This window comes from Pusillimonas sp. NJUB218 (genome assembly GCF_003788685.1).
In the GTDB taxonomy this organism is placed as follows: Bacteria; Pseudomonadota; Gammaproteobacteria; order Burkholderiales; family Burkholderiaceae_B; genus Neopusillimonas.
This window is the reverse complement of the sequence record NZ_NQMK01000005.1, coordinates 155,569-171,883: the sequence shown is the minus strand read 5'-3', so window position 1 is coordinate 171,883 and position 16,315 is coordinate 155,569. Positions and strand designations below refer to the sequence as shown.

The 16,315-nt window shown below is 58.3% G+C and carries 16 protein-coding genes and 1 pseudogene; 10 read left to right on the top strand and 7 right to left on the bottom strand.

What is annotated here, in order from left to right; all coding sequences use genetic code 11:
- From tmk to CHR62_RS08470, 4 genes are all read left to right on the top strand, one after another.
- On the top strand, positions 1–672 hold the full coding sequence (gene tmk, locus CHR62_RS08485; protein WP_123660633.1) for a dTMP kinase: 672 nt from the start codon (positions 1–3) through the stop codon (positions 670–672).
- Between the two features lie 2 nt (positions 673–674).
- Positions 675–1,718 (top strand): DNA polymerase III subunit delta', encoded by a 1,044-nt coding sequence (gene holB / locus CHR62_RS08480; protein WP_123660671.1) that lies wholly within the window; start codon positions 675–677, stop codon positions 1,716–1,718.
- Positions 1,719–1,795: 77 nt separating this feature from the next.
- Positions 1,796–2,590: a TatD family hydrolase gene (locus tag CHR62_RS08475; RefSeq protein WP_123660632.1), complete on the top strand. Its 795-nt coding sequence runs from the start codon at positions 1,796–1,798 to the stop codon at positions 2,588–2,590.
- Positions 2,580–3,470, top strand: a complete 891-nt coding sequence (locus CHR62_RS08470; RefSeq protein ID WP_123660631.1) for an ankyrin repeat domain-containing protein — start codon at positions 2,580–2,582, stop codon at positions 3,468–3,470. Before CHR62_RS08475 ends, CHR62_RS08470 begins: the two co-directional genes overlap by 11 nt.
- 137 nt (positions 3,471–3,607) lie before the next feature.
- Here CHR62_RS08470 and CHR62_RS08465 read toward each other — a convergent pair whose 3' ends face one another.
- From CHR62_RS08465 to CHR62_RS08450, 4 genes are read right to left on the bottom strand one after another with little or no spacing between them, the layout of a single operon-like run.
- Entirely contained in the window at positions 3,608–4,420 is an 813-nt protein-coding gene (locus CHR62_RS08465; RefSeq protein ID WP_123660630.1) for an RsiV family protein, read from the bottom strand.
- A gap of 12 nt (positions 4,421–4,432) precedes the next feature.
- A complete protein-coding gene (locus CHR62_RS08460; RefSeq protein WP_123660629.1) occupies positions 4,433–5,131 on the bottom strand; it encodes a glutathione binding-like protein in 699 nt (232 codons plus the stop codon).
- A complete protein-coding gene (locus tag CHR62_RS08455; RefSeq protein WP_123660628.1) occupies positions 5,128–5,619 on the bottom strand; it encodes a glutathione peroxidase in 492 nt (163 codons plus the stop codon). Before CHR62_RS08455 ends, CHR62_RS08460 begins: the two co-directional genes overlap by 4 nt.
- 29 nt (positions 5,620–5,648) lie before the next feature.
- On the bottom strand, positions 5,649–5,852 hold the full coding sequence (locus CHR62_RS08450; protein WP_123660627.1) for a heavy-metal-associated domain-containing protein: 204 nt from the start codon (positions 5,850–5,852) through the stop codon (positions 5,649–5,651).
- Between the two features lie 156 nt (positions 5,853–6,008).
- On the opposite strand from CHR62_RS08450, the gene cueR reads away from it, so the two are divergent.
- Together cueR and CHR62_RS08440 are read left to right on the top strand one after the other, a co-directional pair.
- Positions 6,009–6,416 carry a Cu(I)-responsive transcriptional regulator gene (cueR, locus tag CHR62_RS08445; protein ID WP_123660626.1) on the top strand — a complete coding sequence of 136 codons (408 nt, stop codon included), beginning with the start codon at positions 6,009–6,011 and terminating at the stop codon, positions 6,414–6,416.
- Positions 6,416–7,375, top strand: a complete 960-nt coding sequence (locus CHR62_RS08440; RefSeq protein WP_123660625.1) for a glutathione S-transferase family protein — start codon at positions 6,416–6,418, stop codon at positions 7,373–7,375. The genes cueR and CHR62_RS08440 overlap by 1 nt, the downstream gene beginning before the upstream one ends.
- Positions 7,376–7,388: 13 nt before the next feature.
- On the opposite strand, the gene CHR62_RS08435 is transcribed toward CHR62_RS08440, so the two are convergent.
- Entirely contained in the window at positions 7,389–7,580 is a 192-nt protein-coding gene (locus CHR62_RS08435; RefSeq protein WP_093970125.1) for a hypothetical protein, read from the bottom strand.
- Between the two features lie 59 nt (positions 7,581–7,639).
- On the opposite strand from CHR62_RS08435, the gene CHR62_RS08430 reads away from it, so the two are divergent.
- The 4 genes and pseudogenes from CHR62_RS08430 to CHR62_RS08415 all read left to right on the top strand — a co-directional run.
- Entirely contained in the window at positions 7,640–9,097 is a 1,458-nt protein-coding gene (locus CHR62_RS08430) for a cytochrome ubiquinol oxidase subunit I (RefSeq protein ID WP_123660624.1), read from the top strand.
- 1 nt (position 9,098) lies between these two features.
- Positions 9,099–10,106: a cytochrome d ubiquinol oxidase subunit II gene (gene cydB / locus CHR62_RS08425; protein ID WP_123660623.1), complete on the top strand. Its 1,008-nt coding sequence runs from the start codon at positions 9,099–9,101 to the stop codon at positions 10,104–10,106.
- Positions 10,106–10,252 (top strand): DUF2474 domain-containing protein, encoded by a 147-nt coding sequence (locus CHR62_RS08420; protein WP_123660622.1) that lies wholly within the window; start codon positions 10,106–10,108, stop codon positions 10,250–10,252. The genes cydB and CHR62_RS08420 overlap by 1 nt, the downstream gene beginning before the upstream one ends.
- Positions 10,253–10,332: 80 nt before the next feature.
- Positions 10,333–12,567 (top strand): annotated as a pseudogene (locus CHR62_RS08415) (heavy metal translocating P-type ATPase); the annotation flags it as partial.
- On the opposite strand, the gene CHR62_RS08410 reads toward CHR62_RS08415, so the two are convergent.
- Both CHR62_RS08410 and CHR62_RS08405 read right to left on the bottom strand, forming a co-directional pair.
- Positions 12,543–13,730: an MFS transporter gene (locus CHR62_RS08410; protein WP_370318049.1), complete on the bottom strand. Its 1,188-nt coding sequence runs from the start codon at positions 13,728–13,730 to the stop codon at positions 12,543–12,545. The pseudogene CHR62_RS08415 and the gene CHR62_RS08410 sit on opposite strands and share 25 nt — an antisense overlap.
- Positions 13,703–16,096, bottom strand: a complete 2,394-nt coding sequence (locus CHR62_RS08405) for a phosphoketolase (protein ID WP_123660619.1) — start codon at positions 16,094–16,096, stop codon at positions 13,703–13,705. The genes CHR62_RS08410 and CHR62_RS08405 overlap by 28 nt, the downstream gene beginning before the upstream one ends.
- Between the last annotated feature and the right edge of the window lie 219 nt (positions 16,097–16,315).

The window sequence follows — 16,315 nt, the reverse complement described above, 5'->3', positions numbered from 1 at the left end:
ATGTCGGCCAAAAAAGGGCTTTTTCTTACACTCGAAGGCTTGGACGGCGCCGGCAAAAGCACGCACATCGATTGGCTGATCGGGCAACTGCAAAGCCACGGCGTTCGTGTGGTGTCAACGCGCGAGCCTGGCGGCACGGCGGTGGGCGAAGCCCTGCGCGATATGTTGCTGCATCAGCCCATGCATCTTAAAACCGAAACCTTGCTGATGTTTGCCGCACGTTGCGAGCACATCGAGCAGGTCATCCGCCCCGCGCTGGCGCGTGGCGACTGGGTATTGTGCGATCGTTTCACCGACGCAACCTTTGCCTATCAGGGCGGAGGACGCGAACTGGGCGGCGCGGCCGTTACCGCGCTAGAGCAATGGGTGCATCCCGACCTTCAGCCCGACCTGACCTGGTTGTTTGACGTGCCCTTGGCCGTCGCGCGGCAACGCCTGGCGGCGACCCGCACGCTAGACCGGTTCGAACAAGAGGGCGATGCTTTTTTCGAGCGCACCCGTGCGGCGTATCACACCCGCGTTGTCGCTCAGCCCGACCGTTTTCGAGTGATTGACGCCACGCAGTCCATTGAACACATCCGTACGGTGTTGCAGCATCACGTCGACGCGGCCGTCACAGGCTGGCGCACCGAACATGTCCGCGGTCAGCATCCGCTCGGGTTTTCGTCATGACGGTGTCCGTTCCTCAGTTTCTACCCTGGCAGCTTGATCAGGCCCGTGCCTGGCTGGGCAACCGCGATCGCTTTGCACATGCCTGGCTGATTCATGGTCTTGCCGGCATCGGCAAGACCCGGTTCGCGCTGGCGGCTGCGGCCGGTTTGCTTTGCGAAAGCCCGAAAGACGGCCTGGCGTGTGGGGCATGTTCGGCTTGTCAATGGTTGGCTGCCGGAAACCATCCCGATTTGCGGCGTATCCGCCCCGACGCCATTGCGGCGCTCGAGGGCGAAGATGCCGAATCTGCCGATGCCACGTCATCTGCGTCGAAAAAAACGCCTTCCAAAGATATCCGCGTCGAGCAGTTGCGCAGCCTGCACACCTGGTTCAATACCGCCACGCATCGTGGCGGATACCGAGTAGCCGTGCTGTATCCGGCCCATGCCCTGAATCAGGTGTCGGCCAATGCCTTGCTCAAGGTGCTTGAAGAGCCGCCCGAGCACACGGTGTTCTTGCTGGTGTCCGATGCACCTGACCGCTTGCTGGCAACGCTGGTGTCGCGTTGCCGTCGGCTGCCATTGGCCGTGCCTGAGCGGGTGCAAAGCGCCGCATGGCTAGAACAACAAGGCATTCAAACCCCCGACTTGTGGCTCGATGCCGCTGGCGGCGCACCCCTGAAGGCGCTCGAGGCCGCGCAAAGCGGTGAGGCCGCCTGTCCGCAATGGCTCGAATCGTTGGCGCGCATGGTGGCTGCGCCGGCGTTACCCGACCCGGGGCCCACCGCCGATGCCCTCGAAAAGCTGCCGGTTGCAGTGTGGGTCGATACCTTGCAACGCTGGTTCGTCGACCTGATGCTGGCGGCGCACAATACGCCGGCCCGGTATTACCCGGGTTTGTCGAAGCTGTCGCACCAGGTGGGTGGCGCGGCGGCGCCGCAGGCGCTGGCCGATGCGGCCCGCTGGCTGGCACAGCAACGAGCACTGGCCGAGCACCCGCTTAACGCCAAGTTGCTGGCCCACACAGCGGCCCAGCGCATTATTGCGGCTTGCGCCCGCTGCAGCTAACACAAGTACAAGCACGCCAATGCCCCGGCCGGCTGACGCAAGTACAATACCCGTATTCGTTTTTTGTTGGTTCTATCATGTACGTCGATTCCCATTGCCACCTCGATTTCCCCGAACTCGCCGATAATCTCGACGACATCCTGGCGCGTATGCAGCAAAATCAGGTGGGCCATGCACTGGTTGTCAGTGTTAATTTGCCGAACTGGCCGCGCCTGCTCGAGCTGGTCAAGCCGCACGACAATCTGTCGGCCTCGGTTGGCGTTCACCCCGACTACGAAGACACCACCGAACCCACCGTCGACGACCTCGTGCAGCGAGCCCAGTCTTCAGAAAAGGTCGTGGCCATCGGTGAAACCGGGCTCGATTACTTTCGATTGTCCGAGCCGCTCGACTGGCAGCGCAACCGGTTCCGTACGCACATCCGGGCCGCCCGACAGGCTGGCCTGCCGCTTATTGTGCACACCCGCGAGGCCCGCGAAGATACGCTGCGTATCATGAAAGAAGAGGGCGCCGACCAATGCGGCGGTGTGCTGCATTGCTTTACCGAGTCTTGGGAAATGGCCCAGGCCGCCATCGATATGAATTTTTATATTTCGTTGTCGGGCATTGTCACGTTCAAAAAAGCGCAAGAGTTGCAGTCGGTTGCCGAACGCTTGCCTATCGATCGTCTGCTGATCGAGACCGATGCACCTTACCTGGCGCCGGTACCGCACCGTGGCAAAACCAACGACCCGTCAAAAGTCATCCATGTTGCCGAAAAAATAGCCGAGTTGCGTGGCATTACAGTGGCCGACGTAGCTCGCCAGACCACCGACAACTTCTACACGCTGTTCAGTAAAGTCAAGCGCAAGGAAGCCGCTCATGTCCAGTAAGCATTACTCTGCGGGTATTGCAGCGCGTTTGGGCCGGTTAAGCGCCGCCGTGCTGCTGGTGGCAGGTACCGCCGTCGGAGCCGTGTCGCCCAACTGGTGGGTCGATATCAAAAACGACCGGGTCGAAAGCGTAAAAACCGAGCTGGCCCTGGGCGAAGACCCCAACGTTAAATCGGCCGATGGCGAGCCGGCCATTATGCAGGCCATACGCGACGAAGCCTGGGGTGTCTACGATTTGCTTTCAAAGCATCGTGCGCTCGACGTCAACATTACCAATAAAAACAACGAAACACCGCTCATGTATCTGGCGATTGTGGGCGATATCGAACGCTCAAAAGCGCTTATTGCGCGCGGTGCCCAGGTTAACCGCCTGGGCTGGACGCCGTTGCACTACGCCGCTTCAAAAGGCCGTGTAGAACTGGTCCGGTTCTTGATCGCCAATAAAGCCCTGGTCGATGCGCCGTCGCCCGACGGTACAACACCGTTGATGATGGCCGCGTTTTCGGGCAGCGAAAATACCGTCAGGGCATTGCTGGACGCGGGCGCCGAAGTCACGACGCAAAATCTGTCCAAGCTCGATGCCGCCGATTGGGCACGCAATAAAAATTTTACGTCGCTGGCCGACCGGCTTGACGCATTAATTGATAGCACCCTGGCCCAGCGTTACGGCCGCCAGGGTGGGCCGGCGGCGGCTGTTGCTCGTCCGGTTGCCCCCATTGCACCGCAGGTGCAAGCGCCCAGGGCGCCTGCCGCACCGTCACCCACATTAGCCAGTGACCCTAACGCGCCCACCTTGGCCACCGATCCAAATCAAACTCCGGAAGCCGGCTCTACATCGCGCTATTTCGACCTCGACCGCTTCGAACGTCAGGACAACTAAAACGCCCATACCGGCATTGCCGGTATGGTGTTAGAAAGCAGGGGTAGCGGGTGGCCGGGGCAGCGGGTGCCTGTATATGCACCCGCCTTAGCCAAAAACGCTCAAGCAGACCGAAAGCTTGCGGCCTATGACGTCGGTCAGCTTCCGGACGTTGCCGGCAAATATTCGCTGCGTAAAATGCCTTGCAACTGAGCATAAGGCACCAAAAGTTCGGGCAAGCCCGACGAATACGGCGCCAGTTCGTAAGAGCCGTATTTGGCCACCAGCCCCATGTCAGTCAGGGCAAAATTGTCGGTGGGTTGAAACGGCCAAAGCCGCAAATAGCCGTCGGGGTCGTTTTTATAATCGGGCTGCGTATCAAGCCACTGGGTATGCGCGGCCTGCAGCGCCGCCACATAGGCGTCGTACTGACCCGGGCGCAGCACATTGGCCAGGCCAAGTACTTTTTCGGTCTGGTTGTCCCAGTTTAAAAACTGGGTGGCCGTAACGCCGTGCGCCGCGCCCGTAAAGTACTGGCCGGTTATCAGTTCTATTACGGTCAGCCCCTGGCTGCGGTAGCGCGTTTTTGCCGACAAAATAACCTCGTCGCGAGACGCGGCGGTTTTCCAGAAGTAGTCTTCGAATTCGGCAATGGTGGTGTAGGGGGTGGTGGGTGCTTCGCCAATGCCCGTCATGGTCGCCAGGGCGTGATCGATCAGTGCACTTAACTTGGCGTGGCCGGGAAATACAATCGAATCAACCACGAGTTTTGGGCAGTCGCCCTTGCACCCGGGGCGGGTGCGCTCGTACTTGACGGGCTGCGTAAACAGCCCGGATTTCTCGGTTTGCGAAGCCACCTGGCCAGCCGGAATCAGCGAGATATTTTGCGCAGGCCCGCTGGCACAGCCTGTCAGTATCAGCAGGCTTGCCAGCGCCCAGGCCGGCCGATTTACAAAAGAAACTGTCGTCATGGCGTGTTGGCCTTACTTGACGGTATGGGCGCCTTGCCCAAACAAAATCTTTTTGGCTTCTTCCGACTGCACTGTTGGGTTGGGGTTGACCCGGGCGGCGTGCGCATAGGCGCGCTGTGTGGCAGGGCGCGCCGCGATGGTGTCAAACCACCGCTTTAAATGGGGGAAGTCGTCGAGGTTTTGCTGTTGCTTGTCATGCGACACAATCCAGGGGTAGCTGGCCATGTCGGCGATGGAGTAATCGCCGGCGATGAACTCGCGATTGGCCAGGCGCTTATTCAGTACGCCATACAAGCGCGCTGTTTCGCGCACATAGCGGTCGATGGCGTAGGGGATTCTCTCGGGGGCATAAGTGCCAAAATGGTGGTTCTGGCCGGCCATGGGCCCCAGGCCCGCCATTTGCCAGAACAGCCATTGCATAACCTCGAAACGGCCACGCATGTCGGCGGGCAAGAATTTGCCGGTTTTCTCGGCGAGGTACTGCAACATGGCGCCAGATTCGAACAGGGCGACAGCCGCGCCGCCATCGGCAGGGGCGTGGTCGACCATGGCCGGGATGCGGTTGTTGGGCGAAATTTCAAGAAAATCAGGCTTGAACTGATCACCTTTGCCAATATTGACCGGAATGATCTTGTACTCAAGCCCCGCTTCTTCAAGAAACAAAGTAATTTTGTGGCCGTTTGGGGTGGTCCAGTAATACAGGTCGATCATGAGGTTCCTTCGAGTGCAGCAACAATGTCTTTTTCGAGGTCGGCCGGCGCGGTCGTTGGGCTGTAGCGTTTAATGACCCGGCCGTCTTTGCCCACCAGAAACTTGGTGAAATTCCACTTGATGGCTTCAGAGCCAAGCAACCCGCGCTTTTCTGATTTTAGCCATTGAAACAGCGGGTGTGCTTTTGGGCCGTTGACATCGATTTTGTCGAACAACGGAAAGGACACCCGGAAACGAGTGTCGCAAAAATCGCGGATTTGCGCGGCGTCGCCGGGTTCTTGGCTTCCGAACTGATTGCACGGAAACGCCAGCACGACAAAGCCCTGTGCCTGGTACTGCTCGTAAAGTGCTTGAAGCCCCTGATACTGAGGGGTAAAGCCGCAGTTCGAGGCCACATTGACAACCAGGGCAACCTTGCCTTTGTAGTGGTCAAGGGCCTGGTCGGTGCCGTCGTTCAGGCGGGCGGTAAATGTGGTCAATGCGCTCATTGGGGCTGGCCTGTGTTGTGTAACCGTAGTTATGCCGCTTCCAGTTGCGGCGTATACCCGGCTTCTTCAATAACTTTTTTCACTTCGTCTACGCCGGGCACGTCTTCGACCCGTACTTTATGCTGCGCCAGGTCGAATTCTAGTCGTGCTTGCGGGAAAGCGGCCTGAACAGCCTTGGTGATAGTGCCCACACAGTGGTTGCAGCTCATATCGTTAACGGTAAATTCAATCATGATGGCCTCCGGAAGAGATGGATAAGCGCTCATCGTAAAGCTTCCTATAATAGGAAGGTCAAGCAGGCAAAGGCCAAGGGCGGCCAAAGCCTTGTCTTTTTAATCAGCCTTGGTGCGTATTGCGCCTTGGGTATGCCGCATTTTGAAGGATACACGATGAACATCGGCCAGGCAGCAAAGCGCGCCGGGGTTAGCGCCAAAATGATAAGGTACTACGAGTCGATCGGGCTTATTGCGCCGGCGGGGCGCACCGAGGCAGGCTATCGTCAGTACGCGCAAGGCGATCTCGACGCCCTTAAATTTATCAAGCGTGCCCGAGACCTCGGCTTTTCGCTCGAGCGCATTCAAACCTTGCTCGAACTTTGGCAAAACCGCAGCCGCAAAAGCCACGAGGTCAAGGCGCTTGCCCTGGCGCACATCGAGGCGCTTGACCGCGACATTGCCCGGCTGGTCGACATTCGCAAGCAGCTCGAGAATCTGGCCAGGCATTGCCACGGCGACGATGCGCCGGCCTGCCCGATACTCGACGACCTGGCGCGCAGCGCCGACACTACGGAGAAATAATGGGTTTACTTATTGACGGAAAGTGGCACGACCAATGGTACGACACCAGTAAAACAGGCGGGCGGTTTGTACGTACCGAAGCCCAGTTCAGAAACTGGATCACTCCAGACGGCAGCGCCGGACCAAGCGGGCAGGGCGGCTTCAAGGCCGAGGCCGGGCGTTACCACCTGTACGTATCACTGGCCTGCCCTTGGGCGCATCGTGCCCTGGTTTTCCGTGCCATCAAAGGTCTCGAGGACATGATCGGCGTTTCGGTGGTGCACCCCCATATGGGCGACCAGGGGTGGGCGTTTACGCCGGGCGACGGGGTTATCCCCGACACGGTCAACCAATGCGGGTTCATGCACCAGTTGTATACGCTGAATCAGTCTGACTATTCCGGGCGGGTCACGGTGCCCGTGCTGTGGGACAAGCATCAGAAATGCATCGTCAACAACGAGTCCTCTGAAATCATCCGTATGTTCAATTCGGCATTTGATGCTGTCGGCGCCAGCAAGGGCGACTACTACCCCCAATCGTTGCGCCCGGCCATAGACGCGGTCAACGAACTGGTTTACGACAAGGTCAACAACGGGGTGTACAAGGCGGGTTTTGCCACCAAGCAAGCCGCTTACGACGAAGCCGTGACCGATCTGTTCGATGCTCTGGACGCGCTGGAAGCCCGGTTAGGCGAGCAACCCTGGCTGGCAGGCGACCAGGTCACAGAAGCCGACTGGCGTTTGTTTACGACGTTGATCCGCTTCGATGCGGTTTACCATGGTCATTTCAAGTGCAACCTGAGGCGGATTGCCGACATGCCCAATCTGTGGCGCCTGACCCGTTTGCTGTATCACTGGCCCGGCGTCGCGCAAACCATCAACTTCGACCACATCAAATCGCACTATTACGGCAGTCATCCCTCCATAAACCCAACCGGTATCGTGCCCAAAGGGCCCGTGCTGGTTTTCGATCCCGTCTAGGGCGAACCTGAGGTCAAGGCTTGCGGTGCAGCGGGTCGTGCGTCCCCTGGCGCTCGCTCTGCTGGTCGTGCCCCGAGCCAATCTGACTGGTGTGGCCCTCTTTTTTGCTGCGGTGCTGTTCGCTGCGATGACTGGTCTGCTGCTCGCGTGTCGTGTCGTCGCTTTGGGGTTTGACTGGCTTTTTTTTGTCTGAACGCAAAGTCATTTGGCACCTCTATGGTTTAAGCTAGCACAGTAAAAATATGCAGATCTGGAGTTGTTGCGATGGATATCGATGCGTTGTTGCTTGCCCGAATACAGTTTGCGTTCACGATATCCTTCCACATTATCTTTCCGGCCATTACCATCGGGCTAGCCAGCTATTTGGCGGTACTCGAAGGGTGTTGGCTTAAAACCCGCAACCCCGTCTATCGCGATCTTTACCATTTCTGGATAAAGATCTTTTCCGTCAATTTCGGTATGGGTGTGGTGTCCGGGCTGGTCATGGCTTACCAGTTCGGCACAAACTGGAGCTTTTTTTCCGAGTTTGCGGGTAGCGTTACCGGTCCGTTATTGGCATACGAAGTCCTCACCGCTTTTTTCCTCGAAGCCGGCTTTTTAGGTGTGATGCTATTCGGCTGGAACCGGGTTGGCCCGGGCTTGCACTTTTTCTCAACCATCATGGTGGCGCTGGGCACCCTGATGTCGGCTACCTGGATTCTCGCGTCCAACAGCTGGATGCAGACGCCGGCCGGCTTCGAAATCGTTGACGGCCGGGTCATTCCGGTCGATTGGTTGGCGGTTATTTTCAATCCGTCGTTTCCGTACCGGCTGGTTCACATGGTGATTGCGGCGTTTCTTGCCACGGCGCTTATGGTCAGTGCATCAGCCGCTTGGCATATGTTGCGCGGCAATCGCAGTGCACCCGTTAAAAAAATGTTCGCCATGGCCGTCGCCTTAATTGTTTTGGTGGCGCCATTGCAGGCGTTCGTGGGCGACGCCCATGGCCTTAATACGCTCGAGCATCAACCCGCCAAGCTGGCCGCCATCGAGGGCCACTGGGAAAACAAACCGGGCGAATCTGTACCGCTGGTGGTTTTTGGCTGGCCCGACATGCAGGCCGAAACCAACCGGTTTGCTCTCGAAATTCCTCATCTGGGCAGCCTGATCCTCACGCATAGTCTCGATGGGCAGATCCCGGCGCTTAAAGATTTTCCGCCCGAAGACCGCCCGTACGTGCCTATTGTGTTCTGGTCATTCCGTATCATGGTTGGTCTTGGCTTTCTGATGATTGGTCTGGGGCTATGGGCGGCCTGGTCGCGTTGGCGCGGGCACTTGTACGAATCGCGCAACCTGCATCGTTTTGCGCTGGCCATGGGGCCTGCCGGCCTGGTTGCTATTCTGGCCGGCTGGTTCACCACCGAAGTAGGGCGCCAGCCCTGGGTGGTGTACAACGTCATGCGTACGGCCGATGCCGTGTCGCCGCACGGTCCTTACGAGGTTGGCCTGACGTTGTTGTTGTTCATTGTGGTGTATTTCATCGTGTTCGGCGCTGGCACGGTTTATGTGCTCAAACTCATCGGCAAAGGCCCCAAGCCTTATGTCGAGCCGCCGCCGGCACCGACAGGTTCACTGGTGTCTGCGGTATCCACGACTGCAACGGCAGCAGCGCCGGCGGCAACGGCCAGCCGGCCCTTGTCGGCGGCCCTGCACAATGACTCTGCCAACGCAAAGGAGCACTAAGATGGGTATCGATCTGCCCTTGTTGTGGGCCATTATCATTTTGTTCGGCGTCTTCATGTACGTCGTCATGGACGGTTTCGACCTGGGTGTCGGGATACTGTTTCCGTTTTTCGGCGCCAAAGATGACCGCGACGTCATGATGAACACCGTCGCGCCGGTATGGGATGGCAATGAGACCTGGCTGGTTTTGGGCGGGGCCGGTTTGATGGCCGCGTTTCCCCTGGCTTATGCGGTAATTCTCGAAGCCTTCATGCTGCCGCTTATCTTCATGCTGCTGGGCCTGGTGTTTCGCGGTGTGGCATTCGAATTTCGCTTCAAAGCCTCTGATCAAACGCGGCATTGGTGGGACAAGGCCTTCATTTTGGGTTCGGCCAGCGCGGCATTTTTCCAGGGCGTCACGCTGGGTGCGTTTATCGATGGCATTCATGTGGTCAATCGCAGCTATGCCGGCGGCGTCCTCGACTGGCTGACACCGTTTACGGTATTTACCGGATTTGGCGTCATTGTGGTTTACGCGCTGCTGGGCTGCACGTGGCTCATCTTCAAAACCGAAGGGCCGCTGCAAGCGCGTATGTTGCTGGTGGCCCGCCCGTTAACGATTGTGATGTTGGCGGTGATCGCTGTCATCAGCCTCTGGACCCCGCTTATCCATCCCGAAATCGCCCAACGCTGGTTCTCACTGCCCAATATTTTCTACTTTGCGCCGGTGCCGGTGCTGGTATTGCTTGCCACAGTCATGCTGTGGCGGGTATTGGGGCGGCAGCCCGAGGCAGGGCCGTTTTTGCTGACGCTGGCCCTGGTGTTTTTGGGGTACACCGGCATGGGTATCAGTATCTGGCCTAATGTCATCCCGCCCGACGTTTCCATCTGGGACGCGGCCGCGCCGCCGCAAAGTCAGGGGTTTGCGCTGGTCGGCGCTTTACTCATCATCCCGCTTATTCTTATGTACACCGCGTGGTCTTACTATGTGTTTCGCGGTAAAGTCCGTGTGGGCGACGGGTACCACTGATGACGGCACCTCAAAACCCACCCCCGTCGTCGTGGCGCAAGCGCCTGGGTTGGCTGGTCGTGTTATGGCTGGGGGGTGTGCTGGCATTAAGTGCATTTGCAGGGTTATTACGCCTTATCATGAATTGGGTTGGCATGACCGCTTGACCTTCCCATAAGGTAAAGGTTTATGCTGGCGTTATCTTAACTATCGGCATCAAACCACCATGAAAACTGTCCACGCCAGCTTGTCTGTCCAAGGGATGACCTGCGCATCCTGTGTCGGCCGCGTCGAACGTGTGCTGCGTGCGTTGCCCGGGGTCACCCAGGCCAACGTCAACCTGGCTACCGAAAGGGCCGAAATTGACCTTGACGATGCTGCATTGGTCGAGCAAGCCATTGCCGCGATCGAAAAGGCAGGCTACAGCGCGTCTCGCATCAACAACCAGGCAGAAGACAATCTGGCTCAGCGCCAGGCCGAAGAGGCCGGCAGGCTGCGGTTGTCATTGATTATTGCCGTGCTGTTCGCGTTCCCGGTGTTTGTGCTCGAAATGGGTTCGCACCTGATTCCGGGCATGCATCACTGGGTTGCACAAAACATTGGTGTGCAAAACAGCTGGTATGTGCAGTGGCTTTTCACAACCATTGTGCTGTTCGGGCCTGGATGGCGGTTTTTCAAGGCTGGGGTGCCTGCCTTGCGGCGTGGCGCACCCGACATGAACTCACTTGTTGCCGTAGGTACCAGCGCGGCTTATGTGTATTCGGTCGTTGCCGTGCTGTTGCCCCAGTGGCTGCCCGAAGGTACCGTCAATGTCTACTTCGAAGCCGCCGCCGTTATTGTGGCCTTGATATTGCTGGGGCGGTTTCTTGAAGCACGCGCCAAAGGCAACACCTCCGAAGCCATCCGGCATTTAATGGGCTTGCAGGTCAAGACAGCGCGTGTTGTGCGCGAGGGGCAAGCCGTCGACACTGATATTCAGCAGGTCAGGCAGGGCGATGTCGTCGAAGTGCGTCCGGGCGAGCGCATTCCGGTCGATGGCGAGGTTATCGAAGGGCACAGCTTTGTCGACGAATCCATGATCAGCGGCGAGCCGGTGCCGGTCGAGAAAACGACCGGCAGCCGATTGGTAGGCGGCACCGTTAACCAGACCGGCGCGATGACGTTGCGGGCCACCAATGTGGGCAGTAACACTGTATTGGCCCAGATCATCCGTATGGTTCAGCAAGCCCAGGGCGCCAAACTGCCTATCCAGGCCATGGTCGACCGCATTACATTGTGGTTTGTGCCTGCAGTCATGCTGGCGGCCTTGCTGACGTTTCTGGTGTGGCTGGTGTTTGGCCCAAGCCCGGCGTTAACATTTGCCGTCGTCAATGCAGTGGCCGTGCTTATTATTGCGTGCCCCTGTGCCATGGGTTTGGCGACGCCAACGTCCATTATGGTGGGCACCGGGCGCGGGGCCCAGATGGGGGTGCTGTTTCGGCAGGGCGAGGCTTTACAGTCGCTGCGCGATGCGCGTGTGGTTGCGGTAGACAAAACCGGAACGCTGACCATGGGGCGCCCCGAACTGACCGACTTTATCGTGGCCGACGGCGTCGACAAAGACGCGACGCTGGCCATGGTTGCTGCGGTCGAGTCGCGTTCCGAGCACCCCATTGCTCAGGCCATTGTCAAAGCCGCGCAACAGGCCGGGCTGGCTTTGCCGACGCTGACCGGGTTCGAATCCGTTACTGGCTACGGGGTCAATGCGCGTATCGATGACCGCACAGTGGCTGTCGGCGCCGACAGATACATGCGAAAACTCGGGTTGGATGTCGGTGCGTTCAGTGCCGAGGCCGAGCGTATGGGCACTGAAGGGAAAACGCCCATGTATGCCGCCATTGACGGCCGTTTGGCGGCCATTATCGCGGTTGCCGACCCGATCAAAAACACCACGCGCGGTGCGATTGATGCCATGCATCAACTGGGCCTTAAAGTCGCCATGATTACCGGCGACAACCAGCGCACGGCCCAGGCCATTGCCCGGCAGTTGGGTATTGATGAAGTCGTGGCCGAGGTGCTGCCCGATGGCAAAGTCGAGGCCGTCAAGCGACTGCAAGCGCAATATGGCCCGGTTGCCTACGTTGGCGATGGCATCAACGATGCGCCAGCGCTGGCCTGTGCCGATGTCGGGGTGGCCATTGGCACGGGTACCGATGTGGCCATGGAAGCTGCGGATGTCGTCCTAATGTCGGGCGACCTGGGCGGCGTCCCCGACGCCATTGCGTTATCAAAGGCCACCATTAACAACATTCGCGAGAACCTGTTTTGGGCGTTTGCCTATAACGTGGCCCTGATCCCTATTGCTGCGGGGGTGCTGTACCCGGCCTACGGGATATTGCTGTCGCCTGTTTTTGCCGCGGGTGCGATGGCGTTGTCGAGCGTGTTTGTGGTCAGTAACGCGCTGCGGCTAAAACGGTTTCAGCCGCCGGTACGTGCGCGGTAAACCGCGCGGCCGCCAAACACCAGGCCTATCGACGCCACCAGTACACCGGCCGCAACTATGCCATCCCAGCCAAAGTATTGATAAATGGTTGCGGCCGCAAACGAACCCGACGCGCCTCCAAGAAAATACACAGTCATGTAGCCGGAATTTAGGCGGTTGCGCAGTTCGGGGTTGATGCGCATGACCGCACCCATATTGCTGACGTGCAACAACTGCGCGGCCAAATCAAGCACAACCACGCCGATAATCAGCGCGGCCAACGACGTTTTACCCAGGCCCAGCGGTAACCATGCCACCAACAATAAAACCAGGCTGATCAGCGTGGCTTCACGGTTTTTCCCACGGTCGGTCATGCGGCCGGCCCAATTGGCCGCCAGCGCTCCGGCAATGCCGGCCAACCCGAACAGGCCAATGACGGCTTCGGTATATTGATAAGGCGGCTGGCTGAGCAAAAATGCAAGCGGTGTCCAGAAAAGGGCGAACAGTACAAAAGACAGAAACCCAAGCAGCGCGCGCAGCCGCAGGACGGGTTCGGTTCTGAACAGCTGGACAACCGAGCCGATGAGCTCGTTGTAGATGATGCGGGTTTCGCTGCGATGAGTGGGCAAGCTGCGCCACAACATGACGGCCAGTAGTATCAGTACGGCGGCTGCCACAAAATACACAATGCGCCAGCTGCCCAGGCTGGATAACCCGCCCGACACCGTACGACCCAACAAAATGCCAATAAGCAGGCCGCTCATGAGCATGCCGACCGCGCGGCCTTTGGCGTTGACCGGCGCCATGAGTGCGGCAAATGGAACCAGCACCTGCGTAACTGCCGAGAACAAACCCGTCATGGCCGTACCCAACAACAGCCAGGGCAACGAAGGGGCCAAGCCGCTGATCAGCAGCCCCGCCGCCGTCAATGCCATCATCAGCACAATCAGCCCGCGTTTTTCGAACTTGTCGCCCAAAGGAACAAGAAACATCAGCCCGACCCCATAACCGACCTGGGACACCGTCACAATAATACCCACAGCCGCGTACGAAACGCCCAGATCTGCGGCGATGGAGTCGAGTAAAGGTTGCGGATAATAGTTGCTGGCGACCGCGGCGCCGGTGGCAATGGTCATCAGCCACAGCAAGAACGGGCTCAATGCGTGGCCTCCGGCCATGTCCAATTTGAAATATCTGCGGTATCGGTACCGTATTCGTGGGCGTGGGCCACCGCTGCCATACGCTGCTCTTTTAAATACTCTTTGAAATGGGCGCCGGTATTCTGAAGCCGGGGCACATGGTCAATGGCATCAATCGCAAGGCTGTAGCGATCGATGCCGTTCTGGATGGCAAGCTCTAGTGGTGTGTTGATATTGCCCTTTTCGCGGTAACCCCGCACATGGAAGCCGGCGTGATTGGTGCGACGGTAAACCAGCCTGTGGATTAGCCAGGGGTAGCCATGGAACGCAAAGATAACGGGTTTGTCGCGTGTAAACAGCGCGTCGAAATCACGGTCATCAAGGCCATGCGGGTGTGCAGACGCCGACTGCAGCCTGAACAAATCAACCACATTGACGAATCGTAGCTTCAGGTCAGGCAAATGTTGCCGGAGCAGGGCAGCGGCGGCCAAGGCTTCTTGGGTGATGATGTCGCCGGCGCAGGCCATGACCACATCGGGCTCATTGCCGGCGTCGGTGCTGGCCCAAGACCAGATACCAACCCCTTTGGCGCAATGTGCCGCGGCCTCAGGCATGTCCAGATACACCAGATGAGGCTGCTTGTCGGCCACAATTACGTTGACATAGTCGGTGCTGCGCAAGCAGTGGTCGGCCACGCTAAGCAGGCAATTGGCGTCGGGCGGCAGGTAAATGCGTGCAACTTCGGCGCTTTTGTTGCATACAACGTCTAAAAAACCGGGGTCTTGATGGGTAAAACCGTTATGGTCTTGTCGCCATACCAGCGACGATACCAGAATGTTCAACGACGACACCGGTGCGCGCCACCGGGCCTCTTGGCGAGATTTATCGAGCCATTTGGCATGTTGGTTAACCATCGAATCCACAATATGCACGAACGATTCGTAGGTATTGAACAAGCCGTGCCGCCCTGTCAGCAGATAACCTTCCAGCCAGCCCTCCAGCGTGTGTTCACTCAGCATCTCCATGACCCGGCCGTCGGGGGCTAAAAAGCCGCCGTCGGCGTCTTGGGGCAGCGTATTTGCCAGCCAGGTTTTGGGGCTGGCTTCGTAGGCAGCTTGCAGGCGATTCGAGGCGTTTTCGTCGGGGCTGAACAAGCGGAAATTGTCGGGGTTGACGACCATAATGTCGCGCAAGAATGGGCCGAGCGCGCCAGTGGGCGACACCCGGCTTTGTGCATGCCCCTTGAACGGAACGGCATAATCCCGAAAACCCGACAGCCTAAGCGGCTTGCGTAAACGCCCGCCATTCGCATGCAGGTTAGCCCCCATGCGTCGATGGCCTTCTGGAATGAGCGCTAGAACGTCGGGCGCAGGGTGGCCATCGTCATCGAATAGCGTTTCGGGCGAGTAACTGCGCATCCAGGCTTCCAGTGCAGCCAATTGCCCAGGGTTACTATGAACGTCGGCCAGCGGCACCTGATGTGAGCGCCACGACCCTTCGATGGCATGCCCATCCCAACTTTTGGGGCCCGTCCAGCCTTTTGGCGTACGCAACACAATCATGGGCCAACGCGGTCGGTGGGCCACGCCGCTGGCACGCGCCTGCGCTTGCGCCTGGCGAATGCTGGTGACGCAATCTTCAAGTGCTTTTGCCATGGCCTGGTGCATGGTCGTAGGGTCGTCGCCTTCAACAAAGCAGGGCTCCCACCCGTAGCCCCGAAACAACTGCTCAAGCTCTTCGTGAGAAATACGCGCCAACAACGTCGGGTTTGCAATTTTGTAGCCGTTCAGGTGCAAGATAGGTAAAACCGCGCCGTCACGAATGGGGTTTAAAAACTTGTTGCTATGCCACGCAGTAGCCAGCGGCCCGGTTTCGGCTTCGCCGTCGCCTACGACGGCCGCCACGATAAGGTCGGGGTTGTCAAATGCCGCCCCGAACGCATGCGATAGGCAATAACCAAGCTCACCGCCCTCGTGAATCGAGCCCGGAACTTCGGGGGTGCAATGGCTTCCTAACTGGCCTGGAAACGAAAATGCCCGAAACAGGGCGGTCATGCCGGTGGCATCACGGCTTTTATCGGGGTAGACGTCCGTATAGCTGCCCTCGAGCCAAGTGTGCGCCAACACCGCAGGCGCGCCATGGCCCGGGCCCGACAGATAAATCATGTTCAGGTCGTGCGCCTTGATAACGCGGTTCAGGTGCGCCCAGATAAAAGTTTGGCCTGGGCTAGAGCCCCAATGCCCCAGCAAACGTGCCTTGAGGTGGCTGCGCGTCAGTGGCGTCTTGAGCAGCGGGTTGTCCTTCAGGTAAATCATACCTGCGCACAAATAGTTGCTGGCACGCCATAATGCATCAAGTTTGTTGATGTCGGCTTGTGTCAGAATGTTATCATTCTGGTTAGGGTTGGACATAGACCAAGACTCCGCTCTAAATGCCCACGGGGCGCAAGTGTTAGGGGCAAAGTTTACCCCGCTTGAAAGCATTTGCAGCAATGTCGTTTTTTATTGCACTTATATACAACTTTGGTTACGATAAAACGGCTTAATAAATCCTTAAGACGTCTGAATCAGGTCAACAGATTTATGTAGCACAACTTCCAGATGGCCAACCCGCGCTGTCAAGAAGGGGAC